The sequence below is a fragment of the Anoxybacillus sp. genome, from assembly GCF_036834105.1.
Lineage (GTDB): Bacteria > Bacillota > Bacilli > Bacillales > Anoxybacillaceae > Anoxybacillus.
In genome coordinates, this window is record NZ_DAITON010000067.1 from 1 (window position 1) to 12125 (window position 12125).

Below are 12125 nucleotides of genomic sequence, written 5' to 3' on the forward strand. Positions count from 1 at the left end.
GCCACCCCTAGTGCCGGGAGGCCTACACGCACAGCAACCGGCAACAATACCGCTCCGAGTAGCGCCACTGCAGGCGACGGCCAAAAAAACCAAGAAATTATCATCATTAATATTCCAATCGTCCAATAAGCTAACGAAGGTGTACGAATCAATTTCGCAAACGGCGCAATCATTACTTCATTTACCCCTGTGCTTGTAAGAAGTTTACTCATCGATACGATAATAGATATAACAAGAATAGTCGGAAGAAGTTCAGTTATGGCATAAATAAAACTTTTAAAAATGGTGCTAATAGAAAGCGGCAACGATCCTGTTGCTATAACCGCTAACAAAAAGATACCCACCATACAAACTAATGATGTATCTTTACGCCAAACCATCAATGCGATAATCATACAAATAAACGAGACGTAAATCCAATGTAACGCTGTTAGCTCTACACCCATCGTTCTCTTCCCCTTTTCATAAACTGTAATACAGCATATGAAAAAGGGGAGAATGTGTGTGCGAACGCCTATCTGCTTTTACGCCCAATTAGGAAATAAAGCTGTTCAGCAAGATTTGGTTTATCGATAAATGGGTTGCGATTTCCTTGAATTCGAAAAATCGCCGCATTTCGATGTCTTTCATACATTGTAACAGGAAAGCGTTTATGCCATTGGACAAGAAGAGGAATGTTGATTTGATCGACAAACGGATGTTTGATTGCACGCGGATAACGAACGAGAAAGTACATCATTGCCCGAGCTACCGCTCCTTTCCCGTGTTCCGGTTCAAAATGTTCCTCATGTGCGACGCCGCAATCATTTTGAACGACTTCATCAGGAGACTCTGGTTCATAAAACGGAAAATCGGCATACGGAAAATTCGAGCGAATCGAATTACAACGCGGTTCACAAACAAATAAGTGATGCAAGTCTCCTTTCATCGGCTCCTTGGCCCCAAACCACGATTGCGGAACAACATGTTCTGCATTAAATTTAAATTGTTTATCAACCATTTTTATCTTTTGCTCTAGATCAAGTTCACCTTTTTTTGCTTTTTTCACAAGTTGAATAAATTGCTCATATCGCTTTTGGATTGTCTCATAATCTTGTAAAATCACCGCACGTGGGTCTTTCTTTTTTCCTGAATAAATGCTTTTTACTGTTCCATCTGGTTGTAAATCGACCCACGTGTACAAATAATAATCTTTACTCAAAAAATATGGAATGCGGCGTATGTGCGTCCGCTTCGTTAAGTCATGATATGCTTGAAATAACAACTTTCCGTCCATTCGGTCATCTATATGCTCGTAATATCGTTCCATAATGCGTGTCTCTTCATTTTCGTTATAATATAACGCGTTTTGTTGCTGAATCTTTTGTTGATTTTCAATTAGTTCTTGGAAAATCTCTTTTTGTGTTTCTTCCCACCGCTTCAACTGCTCCGCGTGTTGAAGGATAACATCTTCCAACGCTCTTCTCTCCAATCATTTTTTACTATAATATATTCATCTATTGTTCATCACGACGCGGCCATATTCCCTCTTCTTTATACATCTATTATAATCAATGTTAAAAATGAAAAATAGAATGTTGGTGGGGAAAGAAAATGAGAAAACGATATGAAAATTTAGATGGGGTTACTACAACGAAGTCATTTGCTGATTTGCGGCGTTGGTATGCGGAAAGGAGACAAAAAAAGAAAGATTGGTCATATACTTTGCCGCGCGAACATATTGATCTTTCGCGGCTACATGCGAATCGGGATCAAACATTACTCACATGGATAGGGCACGCTACGTTTATTATTCAAGTAAACGGACTAACGATTGTTACAGATCCCGTATGGGCAAAACGATTAGGAACCATTCGTAGGCTAACGGATCCAGCTGTTTCGATTGACGACGTACCTCCTGTCGATATCGTACTTATTTCTCATAGCCACTATGATCATTTGCATTTTTCCAGTATAAAAAAATTGAAGGGAACTCCACTTATTCTTGTACCGAGCGGATTACGCTCATCGTTTCTCAAAAGAGGAATAGAGCGTGTCGTACAATGTGATTGGTGGGAAACCGTTGTGGAGCGGGATGTTTCATTTACGTTTGTCCCAGCACAACATTGGTCGAAACGAACACTATTTGATACAAATGCATCCCATTGGGGAGGATGGGTGATTGAAACAGAAGGAAAACCAACGTTTTACTTTGCCGGGGATAGTGGATATTTTCGTGGGTTTCGTGACATTGGAGCTCGTTTTCATATTGATTATGCTTTGTTGCCGATCGGTGCGTATGAGCCCGAGTGGTTTATGGCACCCCAACATGTAACGCCTGAAGAAGCGGTACAAGCATTTATCGATTGCCGCGCCAAAACATTTATTCCGATGCATTACGGCACATTTCCGCTTGCTGATGACACGCCGAAAGAAGCGCTAGATCGCCTTTATGCCGAATGGAAGCGTCGTCATCTCCCGAACGAACAGCTACGCGTACTAAAATTAGGAGAAATTATTTATTGTCAAACCGCCACGTGAATGGGTGGCGGTTTAAACAAATATGTTCACTTATATACATACATCTTCTGTTAATCCATTTTGCAGGACGTACATGCGGTAATATAACCCTCGTTTCGCAAGTAGTTGTTGATGTGTTCCACGCTCGATAATCTCCCCTTGATGCAAAACGAGAATTTGATCGGCATCTTGAATGGTCGATAAACGATGAGCAATCGCGATCGTTGTCCGTCCTTTTCTCATTTTTTCCAGCGCTTCTTGAATCGCTTCTTCCGTTTCTGTATCAATATTTGCGGTCGCTTCATCAAGCACCAATATTTTCGGATTCATCGCAATCGTGCGGGCAAAGGCAATGAGCTGACGTTGACCGCTCGAAAACGTCGTTCCTCTCTCTGTTACAGGATGATCATATCCTTTTGGTAGCTTTTCAATAAACGCATGCGCCTGAACAAATTTCGCCGCTCGTTCAATATCGCTCTCCGTTAAACTTTGGTTATAAAGCCGAATATTATCTCGCACCGTTCCATAAAACAAAAACGGATCTTGAAGCACAAGGCCGATATTTTTTCGTAATTCCTTTTTTGGATAAGCTTTAATCGACTTGCCGTCAATCAAAATATCTCCACGTTCAAACTCATAAAAGCGCATAAGCAGTTGAATAATTGAGCTTTTTCCACTTCCGGTATGACCGACGAGCGCAACTGTCTCTCCTGGTCGAGCGACAAACGAAATGTTTTTTAGCACATCGCGTTTTCCATCATAACTAAACGATACGTTGCGAAATTCGATCGTTCCGCGCTCAATGATAAGCGGCTGCTCGCCTTGTTTCGGTTCTTCTTCTTGTTCATCTAACAGTTGAAACACGCGAGAAGAAGCAACGAGGGCCTGTTGAAACATGGATAAGCGCATCATCATTTGATTAATCGGCTCAAAAAAGCGCTCTAAATAGTTGACGAAGGCGTATAACACGCCGATTTCAACCGGACTTTGAAACGAAGAAATACCAAAGTAACTTAAAACAACAATGAGTGAAAAAACATAAACAACGTCTGTTGCCGGGCGTAACAGTAAACTGTCTAATTTAATGTTTTTCATCGCTGCCATATAATGCTTTTCGTTAACCTCTCCAAATTGCTCCCGCATTCGCTTTTGTTGTCGGAACGTTTGAATGATGGACATCCCTTGCAATGATTCATTTAACTTCGCATTCAGCTGGCTTAACCGCTCGCGCAAATCACTATAAAATACGGAGCTATATTTACGATACGTGCGAATAATAAAATAAATAATCGGTAAAATGACTAAACAAAAAGCGGCCAAACGGACATCGAGCAAAAACATCGCAACAAATACTCCAACTAAGAAAAATGCGCTTTGAATAAACGTAACGAGCACTTCAACAAACATTTCTTTAATCGCTTCCGTATCATTGGTCACTCGCGATACGATGCTTCCTGCTGGCGTGCGATCGAAGTAGCGCATACCTAACGATTGTACTTTCGCAAACACATCAATGCGCAACTGTTGGATAATTTTTAATGCAATTTCTTGAAATTTTAATAATTGAAAGTAAGAAAGAACTACTTTTCCAATATGAATCGCTACGTAAGCTGATGCTAACCCAATCATAGCTTGAAGTGGAAAAGTCATATGTGTTAAATAGTTATCAATAAAAATTTTCACGATGATCGGCCCAAGCACTTCCCCTGCAGTCGTTAACGCTAAAAGAAAAAAAGCAAACAATAGCGATTTTCGATGCGGTTTTGCATAGCTCATCAATCGCATAAACACTTGCCGCTCGTTCATTGTATCCCTCCACGCTCCACAAGTTGTTCAATTTGTTGGCGAACATACATATCGCGATACCATCCGTCTTGTGCAACGAGCTCATCATGTGTGCCGCGCTGAACAATTTTTCCGTCTTCAAGCACAATAATGAGATGTGCGTGCTGAATGGCACTTAATCGATGGGTTGCAATCATCGTCGTCTTCCCTGCTCGATTTTCTTTCAACGATCGCAAAATGCGCTCTTCCGTTTGCGCGTCGACAGCCGATAGCGAATCATCTAAAATAAGCACTTCTGGATCAAGCAATAGCGCACGCGCGATGGATAACCGTTGCTTTTGTCCCCCCGATAAAGACACGCCTCTCTCCCCAACAACTGTTTCGTATCCTTCAGGAAACTGTAAAATATCATCATGCACTTGGGCAAGTTTAGCAACATGTTCCACTTCTTCTTCGCTCGCATCCGGTCGCGCAAATGCAATATTGTCGCGAATAGACGTCGAAAAAAGAAAATGGTCTTGTGGCACATAACCAATTGCCTCACGCAATCGTTCTAATCGATATTGTGTAATCGAATGCTCACCAAAATAAACGTCTCCATCCATTCCAACAAACTCGCGCAATAACACTTTCAAAAGTGTCGTCTTTCCTGCCCCTGTCTTTCCAACAATACCTAACGTTTCACCTTTTCTCAACGTAAATTGAATGTGTTGTAACGTTGGCTCTGTTTCATTCGGATATGTAAAGGAGCGAATATCGTAAGTGATATCGCCTGTCGGTACTTTATCAAGCACCCCTTCATCTTCTTGTATATCTGGTTTTTCTTTTAATAACGATGACACACGATCATACGAAGCCCGACCGCGCTCAACGATGTTGAATAGCCAACCGAAAGCCAACATTGGCCAAATAAGGAGACCTAAATACATCGTAAACGAAATGAGCTGTCCGATTGTCAATTCTCCTTGCACAACAAAACGGGCACCAAAAACAATGGCTAAAAAAAACGACACGCCGACAATGAGCGAAATCGTTGGATCAAATAATGAATCAACGCGAGCAACGGCCATATTTTTTTGTACAACATCATCGGACTGTGCTCGAAACGACTCAATTTCTTCTTTCTCTTGACCGAACGTTTTAATCACTTTAATCCCTGCAATACTTTCTTGCACTTTATCGTTTAAGGAAGAAAACGCTTCTTGTGCATGATGAAACCGTTGATGAAGTAGCGAACCGTAGTATTTTGTTAAATAAGCCATAAGCGGCATCGGCAATAAACAAATCAACGTCAATTTCCAACTAATTGTAAAAGCCATCGTCGCAATGACAAAGCCCCCGATGCATAACGAATCGACAAGTGTTAAAACACCGACGCCCGCCGTTTGCTGAATAGCTTGCAAGTCGTTTGTTGCGTGTGCCATTAAATCACCGATGCGGCGATTTTGATAAAATGACGGAGACATCGTTGTAAAATGTCCGTATAGCCGGTCGCGCAACAATCGAGCAAGCTTTGCCGCCGATCCAAAAATCATCGTTCGCCAAACATAACGACAGCCGTACATACAAATAGCCACACCTGCAAGCACACTTAACCATATCGCAAGTTTTTCTGCCGTCAGTTCCCCTTGTTTTACCGCGTCGACAACATGCCCAATCACTTTCGGCGGTACGAGCTCAAGCAACGAAACGATTGCGAGCAGTATAATACCGATGACATACGCCTTTTTTTCCTGCTTAAAAAACCACATTAAGTCGAAAAACACTTTCATTCCTATCCCTACTTTCTTGCACACCCATTGTCGTTTCGATTTATTTTATCAAATATTCCAAAAATAAGAAAGCTTTTTGCTATGTCAATATATAAACGTTGTTTTTCTCCTCGCATACTTTTACATATGCAGGTCAATCTAAAAAAGACCAACACAAACGAGAAAGGTGGTTGTCACCATGGATTTGCAAACAGGAAAATTATACTGGCCAACGACATTTCCTGATGCTCCTTCATATCCACCGCTTGACGAGGATATACAATGCGACGTACTTATCGTAGGAGCAGGAGGATCGGGGGCTTTGTGTGCTTATTATTTATGCGAAACAGGTTTGGACGTTGTCGTCGTCGATAAACGAAAAGCAGGATACGGAAGTACGATAACGAATACCGCCCTTATTCAATGTCTCGGTGATAAAATGTTTTTTGAGCTCGTCAACAGCTTTGGCGAAACGTATGCTGCCCGTCATTTAACACTTTGCCGACAAGCGATCGATGAACTGGAGCGAGCCGCTAATCAATTACATATCGACGTACAATTTCAAAGAAGAGATAGCTTGTATTATGCGAGTGTTGCTGAAGATGTAGCGAAGCTTAAAAAAGAATACGAAGCATTAAAAAAGCAAAGTTACCCTGTCGTTTGGTTAGACAGAAAGCAAATTCGTAGCCATTACCCATTCGAAAAACATGCCGCGCTATATACAATGGGGGATGGAGAATTAAATCCGTACAAATTGACGATTGGTTTATTAGAATATGCGAAACAACGCGGCGTGCGAATTTTTGAAGAAACAGAGATCAACGGCAAAAAGCTTGAACAGCATATGGCGACATGCTATACGAAAAACGGATATTCCATTCAAGCTCGAAAAGTCATTTTTGCCGCAGGCTACGAAACGTTAGAAGTGAAACAAGAAAAAAAGGCGCTGCTCGTTAGTTCATATGCCGTTGTTACGAATCGAGTTGAAGATTTTTCAAGTTGGTATAAACGAACGCTCATTTGGGAAACCGCTCGCCCGTATGTATATATGCGCACAACAGCTGATGACCGCGTTATTATCGGCGGACTAGATGAAAATACTGCTTATGCCGATGACCGTGACGCAAAGCTTACACATAAAAAAGAACGACTCATCGAGGAATTTCATCGACTCTTTCCCGATATTCATGTCGTTCCAGAATTTTATTTAGCTGCCTTTTACGGTGGGACACACGATGGTCTCCCGATGATCGGCGTATACGACTCGTTTCCAAACTGCTATTTTGTTTATGCTTATGGGGATAACGGAACGGTGTATAGCACGGTACTTGCTCAAATTTTACGTGATGTCATAACAGAAAAACAAAATGACGACTTTGATTTATATATGCAAACGAGGCCGAAACTCCCACAAGCGTAAGTGGGAGTTTTATGTCGTAATCGCCCATACGAATGCTTTTTTTCGTTTTTTGTTTAGCGCCACTTCTTCTTGAATTGTCTTTAAAGGTCGTAAAACCGGCTCGGTCGGTTGATTTTCAACGACTTGCTCAACCATTTCTTCAACAGAGACAGTTGCTTGTATTGGAGAAAGATCAGTTTGTTCGACATGTTGCCATACATGTAGTACATCTGACGCCACGCGCTCCCAACGGTAAAGCGACGTTGCTAGCTTGCGTCCGTTTTCCCCCATTTTTTTCATAAGTGTTCGATTAGATAAAACGTGCGTCACTTTTTCAACAAAGTCTTGAGGGTCTTCCGGTTTCTCAACAACGATACCGTTTTCATTCGGGACAATAACTTCTGCATTGCCGCCACGAGCCGTTGTAACGATCGGAAGCCCTGCAGCCATCGCTTCGTAGTGAACACGAGCGAGCGGCTCTTGCCACTGAGATGTACAAACGAACAAATCAGCTGCGGCAAACCAGTTTTGAATTTCGTTTGGTGGTACGAATCCTGTCGCTACAACAGGGACTGGCAATCTTTTAGCTAACGAGCGAACGTAAGCAATATAATCGGTTGTTCCTTCTTCACTAAACCATTTGCTTCCGACAATGACGAGCGCTAAGTCGTTAAATCGTTTCGCAAGCTCCGGCAGCGCTTGAATCAGTTTGTCGACCCCTTTATTTGGCGATAAACGTCCCGCATATAAAATGACCGTTTTTTGATCGATTCCGTGCGTTTGGCGTAGTTGTTTCCGAATGGATGCCATATTTGGATGGTTCCCCGGCAAAAACCGCTCGGAGTCAACGCCAGAGTAAATCGTCCGCAATTTTTCTTCCGCTTCTGGATATAGTTCACGAATGACTTGACCAATATAGTTGCTAATTGTCACAATAGCCGACACTTGACGGACAACTTCTTCTCCTTCTTCCCGATTGATTTTCGCTAATTGAAACATATCGTTATGCATGCTAAGTGTTATTTTGGCATGAGGGGCAACTTGACGGATCGGTAAGACAAGGCGTGGACGATTAAAAATATGAATGAGGTCAAACGTATGATCTCTCACATATTGAACGACATGGTCGCAATACGTATCAAATACGCCTCCCGGAATACGAACATAATGAACGCCGTCAATCGTCTCTTCATTTGGCAACGTTTCGTGTTGTACACCTAGCACAGTAATGCGGTGTGCGTGACGAAGATGAGGAAGAATGCCTGCAATATACGTTTGAATCGCACCACCAAGTACGGGAGGAACAGGTAGTTTTTCTGTACAAATCATTAAAACGTTCATATATTTCTATTCTCCTTCCAGTCGTTTTCAATTTCTGCAAGCACTGGCCATTTTGTTTCATCTGTAGCAACAAGTATGTCAATAAGTTGCGTTGTTTGCTCCGTTAGAAATAATTCTGGGTCATATACTACTTCTTTTATATTTTTGTAAAATTCATTCGGAAGTGACAAATCGATCATCAATACATCATATAATGAAGCGTCAATTGGATTTGCTTCGTGGTATGCTCGAATCATTTCACGCACCCAATGAACGTCCCAACGATATAAATCAGCCATCGTACCAGAGATGAGTTTTCGTAAGTCGCGAATCGGTAAATCAAATGCCACACCATCTAAATCAATAATCCACATGCCATTTGCACCCATTTGACCGTTCGACCACCCGTAATCTTGATGCACGAGCCCCCATTCGCTATGTCCGCGCTCAACGAGTTCGTTGTATGGCGATTGTTGAAGTCTTATAAAACTGTCACGCGCTTGAGCTTGAAAGCGATCGACAACTTGCAACAGCTTAGTGCTTGCTGGCATTTCTTTATACACGTTAGCTAATTGACGAAACCAATCCATTTTCATGATTGTTTTTTCGTACGTCTTCGGCCATTTATACAACCGCGAGGCGACTTCTGCACCTTTCGGGGGAACGTACCCTTTGCTTAAACGGTGAAATTCACCAAGTGCATAACAAAGCTGCTTCGCTCCTTCTAAATCTTTTGCTACTGGGAATAGCGGCTCAATCCATTCCGCTACAAACCATAGTTTTCCACCCATCTCCACATAATCCATTCCTTCTTTCGTTTGTACGATCGGTGGAACGTTTGCTTTTTGTACATCGACTAAATAACGTTGTGCACCGAGGCTAAACAAACTTCGGGTTGGACGACGGTGAAGCAATTTTAAACTTTTTGGACCTTTGTTCGTTTCTAACTTCCAAATAGCTCCCCCTTTATCCGGTTTCGTCGTCACGACTTGCCTACTTTGAACAGATAAGTCATAATAACGCAACACATCTTCTGCCATCTGTTCAATATAGTCTGGCACGAAAAACTCAGGCATCGTTTCATCTACGATCCACGGTTCAATGAACATATAACCCCTCCTATTTGACATCATCCTACTATCTCAACATATGCACTAAAACATTTTTCGTATAGACGTATCCATTACGCCCAACAAAAAACCGCCTCTTTTCATTGAGAGACGGTTTCACTAAGCAATTGTTCAATATGTTGTTCTAGTTCTAACGGCTTTGTCGTTGGTGCGAACCGAGCAACCACTTGACCTTTCCGATCAACTAAAAACTTTGTGAAATTCCATTTCACCGCTTTCGTTCCTAAAACCCCTGGCGCTTGTTCGGCTAAGTAAACGAAGAGTGGATGGGCATTCGAACCGTTTACGTCCACTTTCGCGAACATCGGAAACGTTACACCGTAATTCAACTGACAAAATTGTGAAATTTCTTCTTCAGATCCCGGCTCTTGATTTCCGAACTGATTACACGGGAAACCGAGCACAACAAAACCACGATCTTTATATTTATCATACAGTTGTTGCAATTGTTCATATTGCGGCGTCAATCCACATTTACTCGCCGTATTAACGATCAATAATACGTTTCCTTTATACTGTGCTAGCGATTGATCTTCACCACGGATCGTGCGCACATGAAAATCGTAAACACTCATTTGCCTCTCCTCCTTTTTATCGCTATTGTAGCACACATATCGTTTTTTCTACACAAACAATGCTTCCATTCAGACAAAATAAAACATATTCGCTATAATGGTGAAAAAATAGAAAAAAAGAAGGTGATTTTCATTGAAAATGCGAGTCAGTGCGGTTCAATATCATTTACACACCATTCGATCATTTGAACAATTCGCGAAACAAGTTGAACATTATGTCAAAACAGCACAAGAATTCGGGGCTGAATTTGTCCTATTCCCCGAATTTATCACGACACAGCTCATGTCCATTGGCGATGAAACAAAAGAAGCGTTAACGATTGACGAGCTTCCAACGTTTACAGAAGCGTATCGCTCGCTATTTACTACGCTCGCAAAACAGACGAATATGCATATTGTTGGTGGGACGCATGTCATAAAAAAGGGAGATCGGCTATATAATGTCGCTCATTTATTTTATCCTGACGGAACGATTGCCGAGCAGGCAAAATTGCATATTACCCCGACGGAAGCAAACGAATGGAATATGCATGGTGGTGATGCGTTACACGTCTTTCAAACTGCGAAAGGAACGATTGCTATTTTAACATGTTATGACATTGAGTTTCCTGAAATTGTTCGTATGGCGCGGGCAAAAGGAGCTGACGTCATTTTTTGTCCGTCGTGCACTGATGACCGTCACGGGTTTCACCGCGTGCGCTACACATGTCATGCCCGCGCGATTGAAAATCAAGTATACGTCGTCACGACAGGAACAGTCGGTTCTTTGCCGACAGTTGATTTTATGCGAGCAAACTTCGGGCAGGCAGCCATCATTACACCGAACGATATTCCGTTCCCACCACGCGGCATTTTAGCCGAAGGAGAAATAAATGATGATATGATCATTACGGCTGATCTTGATTTACAACTTCTTTACGACGTTCGCGAGCGCGGATCGGTAACAACATGGCGAGATCGACGTATAGATTTATATACAGATTGGACATAAGGAGGGAGAATAGTGTATAAAAAGCGACTTTACGTCTTTCATGGCGATCGTCCTATTCCTGCCATCATTCGTAACTATGAAGAGAAAGATATGGATGCGTTATTCCGCATTCAACAAGAAAGTTTCCCTCCTCCTTTCCCATCTGAACTATGGTGGAATAAAGAACAGCTTATGAATCATATCACACTTTTCCCAGAAGGGGCGTTATGTGTCGAAGTGGATGGAGAAGTCGTCGGATCGATGACCGGTTTAATCGTCAACTTTCACCAAAACGATGTTGATCATACGTGGGAAGAAATAACGGATAACGGATATATTCGCAACCATAACCGAAACGGCAATACGTTATACGTCGTCGATATCGGTGTGCGCCCATCATATCGCAAACTCGGTTTGGGAAAATGGCTTATGCAGTCGATGTATGAAGTTGTCGTTCATCAAAAACTCGAACGGTTATTAGGTGGCAGTCGCATGCCAGCATATTATCAATATGCAAATGAAATGACGGCCGAGCAATATGTAGATGCGGTTATGAAAGGGGTACTAAAAGACCCTGTCATTACATTTTTACTTCGTTGCGGTCGCACACCTGTGAAGGTCGTCGCCAATTATTTAGAAGATGCCCAGTCATGCAACTACGCCTTGCTCATGGAATGGCGCAATCCGTTTTTGTAA

10 protein-coding genes and 1 pseudogene are annotated in these 12125 nt (G+C 42.1%); 4 read left to right on the forward strand and 7 right to left on the reverse strand.

Annotated features, from left to right (window positions below; all coding sequences use genetic code 11):
• Nucleotides 1–446: pseudogene (locus V7Z64_RS08085) on the reverse strand (hypothetical protein); the annotation flags it as partial.
• A gap of 68 nt (nt 447–514) precedes the next feature.
• Complete coding sequence (locus V7Z64_RS08090; protein WP_003395995.1) at nt 515–1456, reverse strand: endonuclease I family protein; 942 nt, start codon at nt 1454–1456, stop codon at nt 515–517.
• A gap of 137 nt (nt 1457–1593) precedes the next feature.
• On the opposite strand from V7Z64_RS08090, the gene V7Z64_RS08095 reads away from it, so the two are divergent.
• Complete coding sequence (locus V7Z64_RS08095) at nt 1594–2520, forward strand: MBL fold metallo-hydrolase (RefSeq protein ID WP_297990568.1); 927 nt, start codon at nt 1594–1596, stop codon at nt 2518–2520.
• Nucleotides 2521–2550: 30 nt separating this feature from the next.
• Here the strand turns inward: V7Z64_RS08095 and V7Z64_RS08100 are convergent, their stop codons facing one another.
• Together V7Z64_RS08100 and V7Z64_RS08105 are read right to left on the reverse strand one after the other, a co-directional pair.
• Nucleotides 2551–4305 carry an ABC transporter ATP-binding protein gene (locus tag V7Z64_RS08100; protein ID WP_297990569.1) on the reverse strand — a complete coding sequence of 585 codons (1755 nt, stop codon included), beginning with the start codon at nt 4303–4305 and terminating at the stop codon, nt 2551–2553.
• On the reverse strand, nt 4302–6056 hold the full coding sequence (locus V7Z64_RS08105; protein ID WP_297990570.1) for an ABC transporter transmembrane domain-containing protein: 1755 nt from the start codon (nt 6054–6056) through the stop codon (nt 4302–4304). The genes V7Z64_RS08100 and V7Z64_RS08105 overlap by 4 nt, the downstream gene beginning before the upstream one ends.
• Nucleotides 6057–6234: 178 nt before the next feature.
• On the opposite strand from V7Z64_RS08105, the gene V7Z64_RS08110 reads away from it, so the two are divergent.
• Complete coding sequence (locus V7Z64_RS08110; protein ID WP_297990571.1) at nt 6235–7455, forward strand: NAD(P)/FAD-dependent oxidoreductase; 1221 nt, start codon at nt 6235–6237, stop codon at nt 7453–7455.
• Between the two features lie 9 nt (nt 7456–7464).
• Here V7Z64_RS08110 and V7Z64_RS08115 read toward each other — a convergent pair whose 3' ends face one another.
• The 3 genes from V7Z64_RS08115 to V7Z64_RS08125 all read right to left on the reverse strand — a co-directional run bounded on the left by V7Z64_RS08115 (nt 7465) and on the right by V7Z64_RS08125 (nt 10459).
• The gene (locus tag V7Z64_RS08115; protein WP_297990572.1) at nt 7465–8775 is read right to left on the reverse strand and encodes a glycosyltransferase family 4 protein; all 1311 of its coding nucleotides are present in this window, start codon (nt 8773–8775) and stop codon (nt 7465–7467) included.
• Nucleotides 8772–9863: a CotS family spore coat protein gene (locus V7Z64_RS08120; protein ID WP_297990573.1), complete on the reverse strand. Its 1092-nt coding sequence runs from the start codon at nt 9861–9863 to the stop codon at nt 8772–8774. Before V7Z64_RS08120 ends, V7Z64_RS08115 begins: the two co-directional genes overlap by 4 nt.
• A 101-nt stretch (nt 9864–9964) precedes the next feature.
• Entirely contained in the window at nt 9965–10459 is a 495-nt protein-coding gene (locus tag V7Z64_RS08125) for a glutathione peroxidase (protein WP_297990575.1), read from the reverse strand.
• Nucleotides 10460–10592: 133 nt separating this feature from the next.
• On the opposite strand from V7Z64_RS08125, the gene V7Z64_RS08130 reads away from it, so the two are divergent.
• The gene (locus tag V7Z64_RS08130; RefSeq protein WP_297990576.1) at nt 10593–11450 is read left to right on the forward strand and encodes a carbon-nitrogen hydrolase family protein; all 858 of its coding nucleotides are present in this window, start codon (nt 10593–10595) and stop codon (nt 11448–11450) included.
• Between the two features lie 12 nt (nt 11451–11462).
• A complete protein-coding gene (locus V7Z64_RS08135) occupies nt 11463–12125 on the forward strand; it encodes a GNAT family N-acetyltransferase (RefSeq protein WP_297990577.1) in 663 nt (220 codons plus the stop codon).

Coding starts and splice junctions, on each gene's coding strand:
- V7Z64_RS08095 (WP_297990568.1), top strand. CDS start 1,594: ATGAGAAAACGATATGAAAATTTAGATGGGGTTACTACAACGAAGTCA.
- V7Z64_RS08100 (WP_297990569.1), bottom strand. CDS start 4,305: ATGAACGAGCGGCAAGTGTTTATGCGATTGATGAGCTATGCAAAACCG.
- V7Z64_RS08105 (WP_297990570.1), bottom strand. CDS start 6,056: ATGAAAGTGTTTTTCGACTTAATGTGGTTTTTTAAGCAGGAAAAAAAG.
- V7Z64_RS08110 (WP_297990571.1), top strand. CDS start 6,235: ATGGATTTGCAAACAGGAAAATTATACTGGCCAACGACATTTCCTGAT.
- V7Z64_RS08115 (WP_297990572.1), bottom strand. CDS start 8,775: ATGAACGTTTTAATGATTTGTACAGAAAAACTACCTGTTCCTCCCGTA.
- V7Z64_RS08120 (WP_297990573.1), bottom strand. CDS start 9,863: ATGTTCATTGAACCGTGGATCGTAGATGAAACGATGCCTGAGTTTTTC.
- V7Z64_RS08125 (WP_297990575.1), bottom strand. CDS start 10,459: ATGAGTGTTTACGATTTTCATGTGCGCACGATCCGTGGTGAAGATCAA.